The sequence below is a fragment of the Novosphingobium sp. genome, assembly GCF_030699305.1.
Taxonomy (GTDB): domain Bacteria; phylum Pseudomonadota; class Alphaproteobacteria; order Sphingomonadales; family Sphingomonadaceae; genus Novosphingobium.
Map to the genome: position 1 here is coordinate 84,965 of NZ_JAUYNB010000017.1, position 16,557 is coordinate 101,521.

At 65.0% G+C, this 16,557-nt stretch carries 17 protein-coding genes and 1 tRNA gene; 3 read left to right on the top strand and 15 right to left on the bottom strand.

The annotated features are described in order from the left end of the window. Position 1: 1 nt before the first annotated feature. From prsK to Q8Q53_RS08135, 3 genes are all read right to left on the bottom strand, one after another. Positions 2-2,116, bottom strand: coding sequence for an XrtA/PEP-CTERM system histidine kinase PrsK (prsK, locus tag Q8Q53_RS08125; protein ID WP_305701264.1), 2,115 nt, complete (start codon positions 2,114-2,116; stop codon positions 2-4). Between the two features lies 1 nt (position 2,117). Next, positions 2,118-3,503, bottom strand: a complete 1,386-nt coding sequence (locus Q8Q53_RS08130; protein ID WP_305701265.1) for a TIGR03013 family XrtA/PEP-CTERM system glycosyltransferase — start codon at positions 3,501-3,503, stop codon at positions 2,118-2,120. A gap of 96 nt (positions 3,504-3,599) precedes the next feature. Further along, on the bottom strand, positions 3,600-4,988 hold the full coding sequence (locus Q8Q53_RS08135; RefSeq protein ID WP_305701266.1) for a short-chain fatty acyl-CoA regulator family protein: 1,389 nt from the start codon (positions 4,986-4,988) through the stop codon (positions 3,600-3,602). Between the two features lie 166 nt (positions 4,989-5,154). Here Q8Q53_RS08135 and Q8Q53_RS08140 point away from each other — a divergent pair, with 166 nt between their 5' ends. Beyond that, entirely contained in the window at positions 5,155-5,331 is a 177-nt protein-coding gene (locus Q8Q53_RS08140; protein WP_305701267.1) for a hypothetical protein, read from the top strand. Positions 5,332-5,462: 131 nt separating this feature from the next. Further along, positions 5,463-6,008 carry a hypothetical protein gene (locus tag Q8Q53_RS08145; protein ID WP_305701268.1) on the top strand — a complete coding sequence of 182 codons (546 nt, stop codon included), beginning with the start codon at positions 5,463-5,465 and terminating at the stop codon, positions 6,006-6,008. Here Q8Q53_RS08145 and Q8Q53_RS08150 read toward each other — a convergent pair. The 8 genes from Q8Q53_RS08150 to efp form a co-directional block, all read right to left on the bottom strand. Then, the gene (locus tag Q8Q53_RS08150) at positions 6,005-6,601 is read right to left on the bottom strand and encodes a DUF3501 family protein (protein ID WP_305701269.1); all 597 of its coding nucleotides are present in this window, start codon (positions 6,599-6,601) and stop codon (positions 6,005-6,007) included. The genes Q8Q53_RS08145 and Q8Q53_RS08150 overlap by 4 nt on opposite strands. A gap of 41 nt (positions 6,602-6,642) precedes the next feature. Continuing rightward, positions 6,643-7,968 (bottom strand): heterodisulfide reductase-related iron-sulfur binding cluster, encoded by a 1,326-nt coding sequence (locus tag Q8Q53_RS08155; RefSeq protein ID WP_305701270.1) that lies wholly within the window; start codon positions 7,966-7,968, stop codon positions 6,643-6,645. Between the two features lie 101 nt (positions 7,969-8,069). Continuing rightward, positions 8,070-8,495, bottom strand: a complete 426-nt coding sequence (locus Q8Q53_RS08160; RefSeq protein WP_305701271.1) for a rubrerythrin family protein — start codon at positions 8,493-8,495, stop codon at positions 8,070-8,072. 133 nt (positions 8,496-8,628) lie between these two features. Continuing rightward, on the bottom strand, positions 8,629-9,951 hold the full coding sequence (locus Q8Q53_RS08165) for a M20 family metallopeptidase (RefSeq protein WP_305701272.1): 1,323 nt from the start codon (positions 9,949-9,951) through the stop codon (positions 8,629-8,631). Between the two features lie 49 nt (positions 9,952-10,000). Next, positions 10,001-10,084 (bottom strand) — tRNA-Leu (locus Q8Q53_RS08170). Between the two features lie 69 nt (positions 10,085-10,153). Next, positions 10,154-10,501: a hypothetical protein gene (locus Q8Q53_RS08175; RefSeq protein ID WP_305701273.1), complete on the bottom strand. Its 348-nt coding sequence runs from the start codon at positions 10,499-10,501 to the stop codon at positions 10,154-10,156. An 89-nt stretch (positions 10,502-10,590) separates the two neighbouring features. Beyond that, positions 10,591-11,409, bottom strand: coding sequence for an inositol monophosphatase family protein (locus Q8Q53_RS08180; RefSeq protein WP_305701274.1), 819 nt, complete (start codon positions 11,407-11,409; stop codon positions 10,591-10,593). A 7-nt stretch (positions 11,410-11,416) separates the two neighbouring features. Continuing rightward, positions 11,417-11,983 (bottom strand): elongation factor P, encoded by a 567-nt coding sequence (efp, locus tag Q8Q53_RS08185; RefSeq protein WP_305701275.1) that lies wholly within the window; start codon positions 11,981-11,983, stop codon positions 11,417-11,419. Positions 11,984-12,112: 129 nt separating this feature from the next. Between efp and Q8Q53_RS08190 the strand changes: the two genes are divergently transcribed. Further along, entirely contained in the window at positions 12,113-12,496 is a 384-nt protein-coding gene (locus tag Q8Q53_RS08190) for a hypothetical protein (protein WP_305701276.1), read from the top strand. Here the strand turns inward: Q8Q53_RS08190 and thiE are convergent. From thiE to gap, 4 genes are all read right to left on the bottom strand, one after another. Beyond that, a complete protein-coding gene (thiE, locus tag Q8Q53_RS08195; protein ID WP_305701277.1) occupies positions 12,493-13,128 on the bottom strand; it encodes a thiamine phosphate synthase in 636 nt (211 codons plus the stop codon). The genes Q8Q53_RS08190 and thiE overlap by 4 nt on opposite strands. Before the next feature lie 109 nt (positions 13,129-13,237). After that, positions 13,238-14,134, bottom strand: coding sequence for a fructose bisphosphate aldolase (locus tag Q8Q53_RS08200; protein WP_305701278.1), 897 nt, complete (start codon positions 14,132-14,134; stop codon positions 13,238-13,240). Between the two features lie 102 nt (positions 14,135-14,236). Beyond that, positions 14,237-15,439 carry a phosphoglycerate kinase gene (pgk, locus tag Q8Q53_RS08205; protein ID WP_305701279.1) on the bottom strand — a complete coding sequence of 401 codons (1,203 nt, stop codon included), beginning with the start codon at positions 15,437-15,439 and terminating at the stop codon, positions 14,237-14,239. A 109-nt stretch (positions 15,440-15,548) separates the two neighbouring features. After that, on the bottom strand, positions 15,549-16,556 hold the full coding sequence (gap, locus tag Q8Q53_RS08210; protein ID WP_305701280.1) for a type I glyceraldehyde-3-phosphate dehydrogenase: 1,008 nt from the start codon (positions 16,554-16,556) through the stop codon (positions 15,549-15,551). Position 16,557 lies beyond the last annotated feature (1 nt).

Genomic DNA, 16,557 nt, shown 5'->3' on the forward strand with positions numbered 1-16,557 from the left:
TTTAAGCAACTCGTTTGGCAGCAAGAGTATCGATCAGTTCCACCGCATCGAACAGCGGCAGATGAATGGTGAAGCGGCTTCCCAGCCCTTCGCGGCTTTCCACTTCCAGCCGCCCGCGCATCGCCCGAACCAGTTCGCGCGCCTCATAGGCGCCGATCCCGAAGCCGCCGGGCTTGGAACTGTCGAACGGCTTGAACAACCGGCTGCGGACGAATTCGGCGCTCATTCCGGTGCCCGAATCGAGCACTTCGATCACCCCGCTCAGGCCTTCGCAGGCCACCCGCAGGAACACCGGCGCACCATCGGGGCTGGCATCAATTGCGTTCTGGACCAGATGGACCAGCACTTGTTCCAGCGAATCCGCCTGCCCCGCCACCCGGCACGGCGCGGCCTCGACCAGCTGGACGTGGTGGAGCGACTGGAACTGCGCAGCGACCCGAGCGGCGACCTCATCGGCCGCGACCGGGCTGAGCGTCTCGATCGCGGACGAACCATACCGCGACAGGCGCGACAACAGCGTGTGCAGCTTGTCCGATGAATTGCGCAGGGTAATCAGCATATCGCGCTGAAATTCCGGATTGTCGGAATGCTGTTCAGCGTTGCGGGCCAGCAGGCTGAGCTGGCTCGCCAGGTTCTTGATGTCATGCATGACAAAGGCAATGCGCCGGTTGAAATCGTCAAACCGTCCCGCCTCGGCCAGCGCCGACTGGCCGGCGTGTTCAGCCAGATAGCTCGCCAGTTGCTGTCCGGCGATGCGCAGCAGATCGAAGTCTTCCCAGTCCAGCTTGCGCGCGTGCGGCGGGCGGGCGAGCACGATCATGCCGACCAGTTGCTCGAAATGCAGCAGTGGCACCAGCGCCCAGGCGCGCGGGTCATCCAGCAGCCACTGCGGCACAGCGGCGGCCGCCTCGGCGCTCGCCCGCCCGCCGCGCAGTTCATCCAGATCAGCGACATAGCCGCCCTGTTCGAAGAACCGGCACGGCCCCTGTGACAGCGCGACCGCAGGAACCTCGGCCGTGGGCCACTGCCAGCGCGCCGCCAGTTCAAGCTGGCCGCCCTCCCCCGGCGTCAGCAGCAGGCCTGCCGGGCTGTCGGTAATGTCGGCCAGCGCCCGAATGATCCGCTCGTTCAGGGTCGTCCCGGCGCTACCCGCCTTGGCAATCGTGCGGGTAAAGCGCAGCCATTCGGTGCGGTAATCATAGCGATGCTGGAACAAGTGCTTGGTCAGCATCACCTGCATCCAGCCGCGCATCCGCGCCGATGCCAGCACCGCCACGCCCAGCACCGTCGCTGCCGCCAGCACGCCCAGTTGCAGCGAGGCCGTCAGGTTCCCGCCCGACCACGACAGCCACTGCGCCACCGCCACCATGCTGACCAGGTAGCCGCCGATCAGCATCAGCGACAGCGACTGAAAGGTCACCGCGCGCGATGGCCGCAGGCTGGCTTCCTTCCGCCCGGTCAGCGCCCCGATGGCGAGCAGCAGCGCCGTGACCAGCACCGCGACAGAACGCAACGCCGCGAGCACTTCGGGCGTGCCATAAGTCAGATAGGCGACCGTATAGTAATTGAGATCGAACCCCCACAGCACCAGCAGCGCCGCGGCCGGCCAGCGCAGCAGCAACCGCGTTTCGGCCCGCGCCCCGACATAGAGGTTGTGAACCAGCACCAACCCGCCAATCTGCAACAGCAGGTGCAGCAGTGTCACGGTCTGGAAGGCATAGGCTGCCAGCGAAGTCTCTGCCGCGCTGGCCGCGTCGAACAAGGCGTGGGCAAAGCCCTGCACCAGTTCGACAAACCCCAGCGCAAACAGCATCGGCCTGACCGGCTGGACGCTGTCCAGCCGCCCGTCGACCGCAAACAGCCGGTACAGCGCGAACAGCCAGCCCAGGTTGCGCCCCGCTTCGGTCAGTGCGGTTACCGTGCTGGCTGGTCCCAGCAAGCCGGAACTCAGCGCCCATATCCCGGTTACCGCCAGTGCCAGCGCCAGCGCGGTGCAGGCCCGGCCAAACCGTTCGACCAAGCGCCACAGCCACATGGCCACAACCCCGCAGGCCGCAGCGGCAATCAGCCACAGCAGCGCGGCGATGCCCGGCCAAAGGGTGGTCGCCAGCGCCATCCTAGCGCGCGCCCTCGTGCCACAGCACCACCCGCAAGGTTTGCAGCAGGATCAGCAGGTCCAGAAACGGCGTATAGTTCTTGGCGTAGTACAGGTCGTATTCCAGCTTGTGCCGCGAATCCTCGATCGACGCGCCATAAGGATAGTTGATCTGCGCCCAGCCGGTGATCCCCGGCTTCACCATGTGACGTTCGGCGTAATAGGGCAGCTTTTCTTCCAGATCGGCGACAAACTCCGGGCGTTCCGGACGCGGGCCGACAAAGCTCATCTCGCCTTTCAGCACCGCCCACGCCTGCGGCAGTTCGTCGATCCTGACCTTGCGGATGAACTTGCCCAGCCGGGTCACGCGCGGGTCATCCTTCTGCGCCCACTGCGCCCCGTTCGCCTCGGCATCGGTGCGCATCGAGCGCAGCTTGATCAGGTCAAAGTCCTGCCCATACAGCCCCACGCGGGTCTGGCGAAAGAACGCTGGCCCCTTGCTGTCCAGCTTCACCGCAAGCGCGAACAGCGCGATGACCGGTCCGGTCAGCACCAGCAGCAACGCGCTCGCGGCAATGTCGAACAGCCGCTTCGCCGCGCTCGACACCATCCGTCCGGATGAGAACCCGTCGGAAAAGATCAGCCAGCTGGGGTTGACCGTATCGAGATCAACCCGGCCCGTTTCGCGTTCGATAAAGCTCGAAAAGTCGTTGACGTGCACCCCGGTGGTCTTGATCCGCAGCAGATCCCCCAGCGGCAGCGCATTGCGGCGTTCTTCCAGCGCCAGCACCACTTCGGTCACGTCGAGATTTTCGACATGGCGGGTCAGGTTGTGGATCGCACTGCGCGCAATCGATTCCTCGACCACCGGTGCGCTGTCGGTCATCGCCACATAACCGACAATCACGAAGCCGCTTTCGGGCCGCTCCGCCAGCTTGCGCAGCCGGTCGGCCCGCGCGCCTGCGCCCAGCACCAGCACCCGGCGGCGAAATGCGGCGTTGCCCAGCAGCCCGCCGATCACCAGCCGGTTGAGCACCAACAGGACAATCGCGATCCCCATCGTATAGGCCAGCGTCGAGCGCCAGAAATTGTGCCCGCCGAGCAGGAAATCGACGAACGCCAGCCCAATCACCCCCAGCGAAATAGCCACCAGCAACCGCGCCGTGGCAAACCGCATCGAGCGCAGCGCGTCCGAGCCATAGACCCCCACCGCGATCATCGCGGTCAGGATGATCGCCGAGAACGCCGACAGCTGCCACAGTCGGCTGAGTGTCTCACCGGCCGCAATCCCGATCTGCTCCGCGCGCACCCGCCAGGCGATTTCCCCGGCGATGCACAGCAGCACCAGATCGATCAGTCCCAGCAGGATCACCGCGTGCGGGATGTAGTGTTTGAATAGACGGATCATTGTCGCGCTGGACGGCCTTCGGTGTGAATGGTCCGACCCGGCCTAACGCCCAGAGGTGAAATGTCGGTAAACTTTACAGGTATTGGTGAAGAGCGACTATCCGCGGAAACTGAACGGCGTCAGCGCGCGCGTGCGTTCATCAAACTCCAGCGCCGCGCCGCGCGGCGGCAGCGCGCGTTGCAGGCAATCGGCGCGGTGGCACTGCGCGCAGCCAGGCCCGATCGGGACCGCGTTCACCGGATCAAGCGACAGCCCGCGCGCCTGCGCCAGTTGCCCGACAAGCCGCGCCTCCAGCCCCAGCACGACCGCGAACCGCGCGGCGCGCGCCCCCAGCGAGCCGCTGCGCTCGACCGTCTGGGCCATCGTCAGCCAGCGTGAGGGCTGGCCCGCGCCGTCGGGCAGCTCAACCAGCTGGACGCAGGTCCGCCCGGCCCGCTCGAACGCCTCATGCGCGGCCCACAGCGGGCAACTTGTGCCGCTTTCCAGCAGCAGCGTGCCGCTGGCCCCGGCATAGCGCTTGGCAAACTGCCCGGCGCGGTCGATCCGGGCCATGAAGAACGGCAGACCCCGCTGGCCGACCCGCTGCAACGTGGTCAGGCGGTGGGCGAGCTGTTCAAATCCCACGCCGAACCGCCGCTGAAGCAAGTCCAGATCGTATCCCGTCGCCTCGCACGCGCGCATGAACCGGCCATAGGGCATCAGCAACGCCGCAGCGAAATAGGCCGCCAGGTGGCGGCGGAACAGCCGCCAGGCGGCGCGGTCGGTGAACTGCGCGCCGTTGGCAATCGCGGCGATCTCATCGCGTTGCTCCAGCAGCGCCAGCTGCACCGCGATCTGGAAGTTGCGCGACGGGCCGTCGAGCATTTCGGACAATTGCAGCTGCCGCGCGTGCAGATCCAGTCGCCGCAGCGCATCGGGCATCACATCGGCCGGCAGGATCCGCACCGACAACTGGTGCTGCTGGCGCAGCCGCTCCGCCAGCGCCGCGCCGATATCGGCGTTTGACAGCCGCAGTTCGTCCGACAAGGCCTCGGCCGCCGCGTCAAGGTCGGCAAAATGGTTGCGCCAGCGCTCGATTTCACGCCGCACCAGATCCATCGGATCGCTGGACGCGGTGGCAATGTCCGTGCCGCTGGCGTCGTACAGGCGGGCAAACGCCAGCGCCGCCTGCGGCGCGGCAGCGAGCCATTCGGCGATTTCGTCACGGTCGATGGCGAGGTCGGCAAAGCGTTCGTCCGCGAGGCGGCGGCGCAGGCCGTCAACCCCGCCGACCGCCTCATCCTGCCGCAGGCTGCGCGGATCGAAGTCGAACTGTTCGGCCAGCGCCACCACCAGCCGCGCCGACAGCGGCCGCTGATTGCGCTCTATCAGGTTGAGATAGCTGGGAGAAATGCCAAGCCGTGCGGCCATGGCGGCCTGGGTCAAGCCTTCGCGGCGGCGCAGGCGGCGGACCGTCGGGCCAGCCAGAATTGTCGGATCGTTCATCGCCGCTGTTTGTCATATTATTTACAACATGACAAATAATTTCCGATTTTTGACGCCATCCACACAAGATGAATTGTAATTTTTCCTACTAAGCCTGCGCCCACCTGGCCTATCAGCATGAGGCAACGGACACAGGGTCCGCACCGTAGCAACGAAGGAACACCCCATGGAAACCGCGCAAATGAACGAAGTCCGCGAGCCGAGCCGGGCCCGCGCGCTGCTTTCGAACAACGACTTCCGCCTGCTCCGTCAGGCCCTCGCCAGCCATGCCCGCTCGACCGAGGAACCCGAAGAACTCGCGCGGATCAGCGCGCTCTACCATCGGCTCGGCTCTTACGCCTGACGCCCACCTGACTCCTGGGGAGGAGTAACGACGGCCGTCGGCGCGCCCCTTTCGCGCAGGCGGCCGTCAATTCGTTGGTAACCACACCTGCGCTGTCCATGGTTAACTTTCCGGCGCGATAACCCATGGTCATGCGCCGTCCCGTTCAGTCTTTACCGATTTCTCCCAAGCTGCTCAAGCACTTCGCGGGTGCAACCGTGGTGCTGACTGGCTTGATCGCGTTGTTTGCAGGCGGCGAACAATCGCAGTTGGGGCAGGAACTGGCTGAGCGCGAAGCGCGCAACAAGCTGGCCCAGACCGAAGCAGAACAGGTTGGCTCACGCGAAGTGGCCGACGCCGGTTCGGAGCGGTCCGGCGGCGGCAGTTGGGGTAGCGCCGGGGCGGATAACGCAGGCTTCAGCGGGGGGTCGACCGATCCCAATCCGCCACCAATGCTGGCCGGAAACGCACCACGGGGCCGTCAGCTTGGCCCGAACCGCGGCCAACCGGCCTTCCTTGCGCCGCCGCCCGGAGCCTTTCCCGGCGGCGATGCGGCAACGATGCGCGGCCTGCCTGCGGGCGGCGATGACGACGGCCGGCGCAGCCCGCCCGAACCGAGCAGCCCCAGCGCCGATCAGGCCGCCGCACTGCTGCAATCATCGATGGCCCGTTCAGGCAGCTCCGGCGACGGCGACTAGAAGCATTCCCGCGCAAGGAACGCCCGCGCATCAGGGCTGATCAGTGCTGCGTGGCCATAGTTCGGGTGGTCGATCACCAGCAGCGCATTGCCCTCGCCCGATTTCCACGCGGCAATCGCTTCGGGCGTGAAATCGAAGTGGAAGAAGTGGACCGCGCTGGCCTTGTTGTCGCTGGCGCGGGTGCGTTCGGTGTCGCCTTCGGGGCGGGCGCGCATTTCATGGCCGCCGACCTGGATCGCGATGTGATCTTCCACCCCGCCAATCGTGCGCAGGAAAGCATCGCGGCGGTCCGCGTCGCCGATTTCGAAGAACACCGTCGCGGTCAGCTCGCGGCCCTTGGGGATCATCGGGTCATAAGCGGCCAGTTCATCGACCAGCTGCGCATCCCCGCCCTTTTCGATCCGGAGCATTTCCTGGATCTGGAGCCACATCGAATCCCAGTTTTCAAACAGGACAGTGGCATAAGGGCCAACCGCCAGCCGGGTGAGCTTCTTGCGCTCGATCGCTTCCTGCTTCTTGTCGGCGCGGATCAGCTCGTACTGGTCCAGCGGCATGATGTCGGCAGCAGTGATGCTTCGCTGATCGCGGGGCATTGCAATGTTCCTTACAAATCAAATCGGGTGCGTGAAATTCTTTACAGCCCGTAGGCTTTGGCGACGATTTCAATCGGATGACCGATCCGCTCCGGTGCTTCTCCGCCGTTGGCCGTAATCACCTGTTTCAGATGCGGTCCGGCGAGCGGGCATTCCGACACGATCAGGTCCGGATTGGTCTTCACCAGATTGCGCGCGGCAGGCTTGCCGACCTTGACCGCACGGTCGAAGTTTTCCTTGAAGATGCCCCACTTGCCGCCGTGGCCAGAGCAGCGCTCGGTCAGCGCGGGCTTGGCCTCAGGGATCAGGCGCAACATTTCCATCGCCTTTGGCCCCATGTTCTGGGCGCGGGCGTGGCAGGCAAAGTGGACCGCAATCGACGCGGGCATTGCCTTGATCGGGGCAAGGCCGGTGTCCTTGGCCAGCGCGACGATATATTCCGACACGTCGAAGCTGTGCTTCGCCAGCAGCGTGACATTGTCGTTGCCGACCTCGATCAGCGGCCATTCGAACTTCAGCATCAGCGCGCAGCTGGTGGTCAGCGGAACGATATCCCAGCCATCGGCGATCAGCGGCGCAAAGTGCGCGGAAATCCGCTGCGCCGCACTGGCAACAGCGGCCATGTCGCCGTTTTCCAGCTTGGGCATGGCACAGCAATCGGGATGTTCGATCCGCACGCGCACGCCGTTGTGGGCCAGCACCTTGATCAGCGCGAGGCCGGGGGTGCCGTCGTTGAAATTGTCGTGGCAGCCGGCATAGACCGCCACCTTCTTGCCAAACACCGGGCCATCCGGGTTGGGTGCGGGGATGATCCCGGCGGCCTGGTTGACCAGCGGCGTTTCCAGAAACGGCGGCAAGTGCGCGCGGCGGTCAATCCCGGCGACCTTTTCGATGATCGGCCGGGTCAGGCCGTTGTCCTGATCGGTCGCCCAGTTGGCCAGCCCGGCCAGCGCCGAGCCGAGCTTGCCGTTGCGGCCCATTTCGGCGAGCTGGGTATCGGCGAACGAGGTCTGCCCCTTGCGGTGCTCAACCGCGCGATACCGCAACATCAGGTGCGGGAAATCGAGGTCAAAGCTGTGCGGCGGCACATAGGGGCACTTCGTCATGAAGCACATGTCACACAGCGTGCAGGCGTCCACGACGGCCTTCAGTTGGACCGGGGTCAGATCCTCGACCTCCTCGTTCGGGGCCTCGTCGATGGCGTCGAACAGGATCGGGAAACTGTCGCACAAGTTGAAACAGCGGCGGCAGCCGTGGCAGATATCATAGACGCGGCGCAGCTCGGCATCGAGCGCGGCTTCGTCATACCATGATTCGTCCTGCCACGGAATCGGGTGGCGGGTGGGCGCTTCAAGGCTGCCTTCCATCGCGGATGTCCCCTGTAACTTTCACGACAATAAAAATTGCGATTGTTCAAAAGATTACGGGCGGCAGGAGCAGTGCTGCCCCCGCCGCCCGCAGTCATCAATCACGCGTCGGCGAGGAGCGTGTCGAGCGTCTTCTGGAACTTGCCGGCGTGGCTCTTTTCAGCCTTCGCCAGGGTTTCGAACCAGTCCGCGATTTCGTCGAAGCCTTCTTCGCGCGCGGTCTTGGCCATGCCCGGATACATGTCGGTGTATTCGTGGGTTTCGCCCGCGATCGACGCCTTCAGGTTGGACACGGTATCGCCAATCGGTTCACCGGTGGCCGGATCGCCGCATTCTTCGAGGTATTCGAGGTGGCCGTGGGCGTGGCCGGTTTCGCCTTCGGCGGTCGAACGGAACACCGAGGCAACGTCGTTGTGACCTTCGATGTCGGCCTTCTGGGCGAAGTACAGGTAACGGCGGTTGGCCTGGCTTTCACCGGCGAACGCTGCCTTGAGGTTTTCCTCGGTCTGGGAACCCTTGAGTGCCATGATATCTCTCCTGTTGGTGGGAATTGGGCCACCCCTAGATGGGCGTGGTCGGCTTTCCTTTCCATCAGGAATTTCTGCGATGATTAATCGCTAAAAGCGATCAACTTAATGCGAATAATTCGCAAAACTGAAATCAGCGTTTCGGCATCAGTTCCACTGCCGCGCTGGCCAGCGCTTCCGCCCCGGTCGCGACGACCTGATCGGCCTCCGGCGCCCAGAACGGGCTGTGCAACCCATGCAGCACTTTGCCTTCGCGCTTGGCCGCATCGAACGCGGACTGCGGCCGCCCGCCGACCCAGAAGATCAGCGTCTTGATCCGGTCAGGATCGGTCCGGGCAAACGCGCCGAAATCCTCACCCGCCATCGAAGGCGGGGTTTCCACCACGCGCCCCGCGCCGAACCGGCCCTTGAAGAACGTCGCCATCCGCTCACTGAAATCGGGCGTGTTCCAGGTCGCCAGCCCCGGATTGGGATCGACGGTGACCACCGGCATCCGGTCTGCCGGAACGCCTGCGGTCTGCGCTTCGCCCGCCGCGATCCGCTTGATCCCGTCGAGCAGCAGCTTGCGCGATTCGTCGGAATAGCTGCGCACGGTCAGCTGCAGCTTCACTTCGTCTGGAATGATGTTGTGCTTGGCCCCGCCGTGGAAGCTGCCAACGGTCACCACCGAGGGGTCGAACGGGCTGGCTTCGCGGCTGACCAGCGTCTGGAGCCGCATCACGATCGCGCTGGCCAGCACGATCGGGTCCTTGGTGGTATGCGGATAGGCCCCGTGCCCGCCCAGCCCCTTGACCGTGATGTCGACGCTATCGACGTTGGCAAGCGCAAAGCCGGGCTTCACTCCGATCACACCCGACGGCAGGTCGGCGGTATCGTGGAACGCCAGCGCGAAATCCGGCTTGGGAAAGCGGGTGAACAGCCCGTCCTTCAGCATGGCGTCCGCCCCGGCGTTGATCTCTTCCGCCGGTTGCCCGATCATCACCAGCGTGCCCGACCAGCGGTCGCGGCTGGCCGCCAGCGCACGCGCTGCGCCGATCCAGCCGGCCATGTGGGTATCGTGCCCGCAGGCGTGCATCACACCGCTTTCCACGCCCGCCGAGGAAATCGCCCGGACTTTCGAGGCATAAGCCAGCCCGGTCTGTTCCGGCACCGGCAGCCCGTCCATGTCGGCGCGGATCAGCACGACCGGGCCGGGGCCATTCTTCAGCACCGCGACCACGCCGGTCTTGCCCACCCCTTCGGTCACCTCGAACCCGGCCTTGCGCGCGGCATCGGCCATGATCTTGGCCGAGCGGACTTCCTGGAACGACAGTTCCGGGTGCTGATGCAGGTCGCGATAGATCGCCATCAGCTCAGGCAGATCGGCCTTGACCTTGTCGCGCACGGAATCGGCGGCGGCAGGGGTCGAGACGAGCGCGATCAGCGCGGCGGCAGTGGTGAAGAGAGGCTTGATCATGCCGCGCAGGCTAGAGCGCAATCGTGCGATCTGCAACGCAATCAGCGACTGGTGCCCCTGGCCAGACTCGAACTGGCACGGATCTCTCCAACCGATTTTGAGTCGGTCGCGTCTACCATTCCACCACAGGGGCACTGCCGTGAGAGCGCCGCTTAGCCGCGCGCGCCACGCGGGGCAAGCACTCTGGCCGCTAAAAATCGTCCTAGAAATCCCAATCGAGCGAGATGTGCGCCAGGTCCGGGCCGCGCTTGCGCCTTGATCCCAGCGCGCCGATTTCCAGCACTGGCCCGTCACCCGCGCTGCCCCATGATTTGGCGGGCGGAGTCCAGCGCGCGCCTTGCAGCTCGGCGGGATCGATGGATGGCTGGCCAAACCGATGGCTGCGCGGATTGGGCAGCGCGGCGGCGACGTCCGGCAGATCGGACAAGTCGAACCGGTGATCTGGCAATACCAGCGGCAACAGATCCGGCGGCACCACGGTGGCCGGGACCGGCGGGTTCAGCGCCAGCAGGGCAAAGGCCAGTCCGGCAGTTATCGTTCCAAGCGCCACAGCAAACTCCCGCGGACCATCAGGTCACGGACGAGTATCGCCGGTTATGCCTAAGATCTGACTAACGCCGCGCCCCGGCCCGCCGTGCCTCAGCGCAGCGCGCCCGCGACCAGTTTGTGCAGCTTGGAATGGAGCGCGTCGTTCCCGGCGAGCACCTGGGTATCGCAGACCGGCTGCGACACACCGCGCCAGTCGGTCACGAAGCCGCCCGCTTCACGCACCAGCAGACACCCGGCAGCGGTGTCCCACGGGGCCAGACCGCTTTCCCAGAACCCGTCGAACCGTCCGGCGGCAACCCAGGCGAGATCAAGCGAGGCCGCGCCAAACCGGCGGATGCCCGCCACTTGTGGGCCGATGGCGGCGTAGATCTTGCCCCATTCCGCCGAATCGCCCCGGCCCGCGAACGGGATGCCGGTGGCGATCAGGCTTTCATCGAGATGGCGGCGGGCCGACACGCGCAGGCGGCGGTCCTGCAGCCATGCCCCGCGCGCCTTTTCGGCCCAGAAGCTTTCATCGGTGATCGGCTGATAGACCAGCCCGGCAATCACATCGCCCCAGCCGCTGCCATCCAGCTTGGGTTCCTGCGCGGCGATGGAAATCGCGAAGTGCGGGATGCCGTGCAGGAAGTTGCTGGTGCCGTCGAGCGGATCGACGATCCAGCGCGGCTTGGTCGGATCGCCTTCGATCACGCCGCCTTCTTCCAGCACAAAGCCCCAGTCCGGCCGCGCGGTGCGCAGTTCGTCCCAGATGGTGCGTTCGGCGGCCTGATCGGCCTTCGACACGAAGTCGGCCGGGCCCTTGCGGCTGACCTGGAGATGCTCGACCTCGCCAAAGTCGCGACGAAGCCGGCCACCCGCCTTGCGGGCGGCCTTTTCCATCACGCGGATCATGCCGGAAATCGCTGCCATGGTGCGCTCAGTTCGCCTTGCTGACGTAGGCGCGTTCGTACACGTCCACGATGATGCGGGTGCCGCTTTCGATGTGCGGCGGAACCATCACGCGCACCCCGTTGTCGAGGATCGCGGGCTTGTAGCTGGACGAGGCGGTCTGCCCCTTCACCACGGCGTCGGCTTCGACGATGGTGGCTTCAACCTGTTCGGGCAGCTGCACCGAAATCGGGCGCTCGTCATACATTTCGAGCAGCACGGTCATCCCGTCCTGCAGGAACGCGGCGGCATCGCCCAGCAGATCGGCCGGCAGGTTGATCTGGTCATAGGTTTCAACGTCCATGAACACCAGATCGTCGCCCTCGGCATACAGATACTGGAAATCCTTGGTGTCGAGCCGGACGCGCTCGATCGTGTCCTGGCTGCGGAAGCGGACGTTGGTCTTGCGACCGTCGATCAGGTTCTTCATCTCGACCTGCATGAAAGCCCCGCCCTTGCCCGGCTGCGTGTGCTGGGTCTTGGCGACCTTCCAGATGCCTTTTTCATATTCGAGAATGTTGCCGGGACGAATGTCCACGCCGCTGATCTTCGCCATTGGGAGCCTCAAGCTTGAGAAAGAGCCGATAACCGGAAAGGCGCGCCCTTAGCGCGTGCGCGGCCCTGGGGCAAGGTCGGCAGCGCAGTTCAGTTGCGGCTCATCCGGCAGCGGTATAGGAAACCGGCTATGACCAAGTCCCTTGCCCCGTTCGCCCTGCTGGCCGCTGCCGCGCTGCTTCCCGCCAATGCCACGCCGGCCAACGCTACACCGGGCGGCCAGATCGGAACGCTGCAGCACGGCACTTATGTGTGCGAATTGCCCGGCGATGCCACCGGTCCGGCGGGCGTGACGCAGGACGGCGAAGGGTTTACCGTGGTCAACGCGTCCAGCTATCGCACCCCGGCCGGACGCGGCACCTATCTGTTGACGGGCGACCTCGTCACGCTGACCAGCGGCCCGCGCAAGGGGGAGAAATACCACAAGCTGTCCGGCAACTTCCTGCGCCGGATGAACCCCGACGGCACCGACAGCGATCTGCGCTGTGTCCGCAAGGTCGAGAACAACCGCTAAAGCGCCGCCGCGATGGCGCGGTGGAAGGCCTGCACGGCAGCCGCTTCATCGCCGTTCCAGACCGCGCCGGACACGGCCAGAAAGTCCGCTCCCGCCTCCACCAGCGGGCCGCAGTTGTCCGGGGTGATCCCGCCGATCGCGACGCAGGGGATTTCCATCAGGTCGTGCCACCAGGTCAGCACATCCAGTTCGGCGCGGTGTTCGGTGTCCTTGGTGGCGCTGGGAAAGAACGCGCCGAACGCGACATAATCCGCCCCGGCATCGCCCGCTTCCATCGCCAGATGGCGGCTGCCGTGGCAGGTCACGCCAATCTGAGCATCGCGGCCCAGCCGCTCACGCGCGTCGGCCACGGTGCCGTCGGACTGGCCCAGATGCACCCCGTCCGCGCCGATCCGCTTGGCCAGGCCAATCGAATCGTTGACGATGAACGCCACGCCGCGCGCCGCGCAGATCGCCTGAAGCGGCTCGGCCAACCGCGCGGCCTGATGCTCGTCGATGTCCTTCACCCGCAGCTGGAACGCCGCGACCGGCGCGGCATCGAGTGCGCGGGCCAGCCGGTCCGGGAAGGTTCCGCCCACATCAAGCGGCGAGATCAGGTACAGCTGGGTGGCGGCGGGTTCTGCGTCAGTCATCCCGCCGCTCTACAGCCGCTACCAGTGCAAGCCAAGGGGCCAGACATGACTGACGCCGGCCACTTAAAAGTGACCGGCGCCGTCCTCTCCAACCGGTAAATCAGCGCGCTCAGGCGGTCTTGACCGTCGAGCCGTGATGAATCGCGTCAATCGCTTCGGCCAGTGCGGCGTCGAATTCGTCGTCGCTCATCTGGAAGCGCAGGTCTTCCAGCAGCGCGCGGCTGAAGCTGGCGATGATCCCGGCGTTCTTGGCCAGTTCGACGCAGGCTTCGGCGCGCTTGTAACCGCCCGACAGCGCAACCACGCGCAGCACCTTGGGATGGTTCACCAGCGGATCGAACGTGCCCGGCACCACGGGAAGCGACAGCTTGAGCATGACCTGCACGCCGTCCGGCAGCGCATCCAGCGCCTTCAGGATTTCGTCGAGCAGGATCGCGTCGCACTCGGCGCGGGTCTCGCTCTTGATGTTCACTTCCGGCTCGATCATCGGCATCATGCCGTGGGCGAGCACCTGATTGCCGACTTCGAACTGCTGCTTGACCACGGCGGCAATGCCTTCGCGGTTGGCGGAGTTGATGACCGAGCGCTCCTTGGTGCCATAGACGCCCAGCGCCTTGGCCTTGATCAGCAGCGCGTCGAGTTCCGGCATCGGCTTCATCAGCTGCACGCCGTTCGCTTCATCTTCCAGACCCTTGTCGATCTTGATGAACGGGACGATGCCCTTGTCGATCAGCGCCTGCGGCACCGGCATCCCGCCCGCCATGCCGTCCATCGTGCGTTCGAACAGGATCGCGCCGATCACCTTCGCGCCCGTGAACACCGGCGAGGTGATGATCCGTTCACGCATCGCATGGATCAGTCCGTACATTTCCGCTTCGGTCGACCAGGCATCTTCGGTCACGCCGTAACCGGCCAGCGCCTTGGGGGTGGAGCCGCCCGACTGGTCCAGCGCGGCGATAAAACCATTACCTTCGGCCATCTTGGCAGTCATTGCAGCGGTATTCATCGGTTCAGATCCCTGTGTTGAGGCGTGATAGGTGCATACGTATGTAATTCGGGCCGATAGCGAGCGCGGCGCAAAATCGCAACCGCGCGTGTAACCGGGCAATCAGGCTTGTTCGAGCGCCTTCACGCCGGGCAGTTCCTTGCCTTCCATCCATTCGAGGAAGGCCCCGCCAGCGGTTGAAACATAAGTGAAATCGTCCGCAACGCCCGCATGATTGAGCGCGGCGACCGTATCGCCCCCGCCCGCCACCGAAACCAGCGCGCCTTCCTTGGTCAGCGCGGCGGCACTGCGCGCCAGCGCGACGGTGGCGGCATCGAACGGCTGGGTTTCGAACGCGCCGAGCGGTCCGTTCCAGACCAGCGTGCGGCAGGTTTTCAGCACATCGGCCAGCGCCTCGACCGCTTGCGGGCCAACGTCGAGGATCATTTCATCCGCCGCCACTTCGTGGACGTTGCAGGTGCGCAGGCTCGCCGGGTTGGCGGCGAATTCCTTGGACACGACCACGTCATACGGCAGGTGGACGGTGCAGCCGGACTTGTCCGCCGCTTCAAGAATACTCTCAGCAGTTGCGGCCAAGTCATGCTCACACAGCGATTTTCCGACGCTCACGCCGCGCGCGGCCAGGAACGTGTTGGCCATCCCGCCGCCGATGATCAGGTGATCGACCTGCGTCACCAGATGGGTCAGAACGTCCAGCTTGGACGACACCTTGGCCCCGCCGACCACGGCGGCGACCGGGCGTTCAGGATTGCCCAGCGCCTTTTCCAGCGCCGTCAGTTCGGCTTCCATCGCGCGCCCGGCATAAGCGGGCAGCACGTGCGCCAGCCCCTCGGTCGTGGCGTGCGCGCGGTGCGCGGCGGAGAAGGCATCGTTGACATAGAAATCGGCGTTGGCGGCAATCGCTTTCGCCAGTTCCGGATCGTTCTTTTCCTCACCCTTCCAGAACCGGGTGTTTTCCAGCACCGCGATGTCGCCCGCGCGCAGGATGCCGATGGTCTGTTCGACAATCGGCCCGGCGATTTCAGGCACGTACATCACTTCCTTGCCCAGCACGTCCTGCACGGTATCGATCACCATCGACAGCGACTGGGTGGAAACGCGTTCCCCCTTGGGACGACCGAAATGGGCCAGCAACAGCACTTTCGCGCCCTTGGCCGAGAGTTCGAGGATCGTGGGAGCCGCCGCCCGCACGCGCGTATCGTCGGTCACGGCCCCGTCCTGCATCGGCAGGTTGAGGTCCACGCGGACCAGTGCGACCTGACCGGTTACATCACCAAGGTCATCGAGCGTGCGGAACTTCGTCATTTACCGGTATTCCTCAAGCTCCGTTCGGTTCGAGCGCAGTCGAGAACCGCTGCGCCGCGTGTCTCGACTACGCTCGACACGAACGGATAAGTGGGTGGTTAAACCCCGATCAGATCAGCTTGCCCATCGCGCCGGCCGTGTCGACCATGCGGTTGGAGAAGCCCCATTCGTTGTCATACCAGCTCAGCACGCGGACCAGCTTGCCATCGATCACGGCCGTTTCCAGGCTGTCGATGGTGCTGCTGTTCGGGCAGTGGTTGTAGTCGATCGACACCAGCGGTTCGTCCGAGAAGCCCAGCACGCCCTTCAGCGCGCCTTCCGACGCGGCCTTGAGCAGCGCGTTGACTTCTTCCTTGGTCGTGTCGCGCTTGGGCGTGAAGGTCAGGTCGACGACCGAGACGTTCGGGGTCGGCACGCGGATGGCGCTGCCATCGAGCTTGCCCTTCAGTTCCGGCAGCACTTCACCCACGGCGCGGGCGGCACCGGTGGTGGTCGGGATCATCGACATGCCGGCAGCACGGGCGCGGCGCGGATCTTCGTGGATCTGGTCCAGGATCTTCTGGTCGTTGGTATAGGCGTGGATCGTGGTCATCAGGCCCCGTTCGATGCCGATGGCATCGTTCAGCACCTTGGCAAACGGCGCCAGGCAGTTGGTGGTGCATGACGCGTTCGACACGATCACGTGATCGGCGGTCAGCTTGTCATGGTTCACGCCGAACACGACCGTCAGGTCGACATTCTTGCCGGGAGCCGAGATCAGCACGCGCTTGGCACCGGCGGCGAGGTGCTTTTCGCAGCTTGCGCGGTCGGTGAAGAAGCCGGTGCATTCCATCGCGATATCAACGCCATTGGCAGCGTGCGGCAGGTTCGCCGGATCGCGCTCAGCGGTCACCTTGATGCGCTTGCCGTTGATGATCAGGTCATTGCCATCAACTTCGACCGTGCCGCCGAACGGGCCATGGACGCTGTCCCGCTGGAACAGCATTGCGTTGGCCTGGGCCGAGGCCAGATCGTTGATCGACACGAGTTCGATATCGTGGTCGGTCCGCTCAAGAATGGCACGGGCGACGTTGCGCCCGATACGTCCAAAACCGTTGATCGCAACTTTGATCGCCATG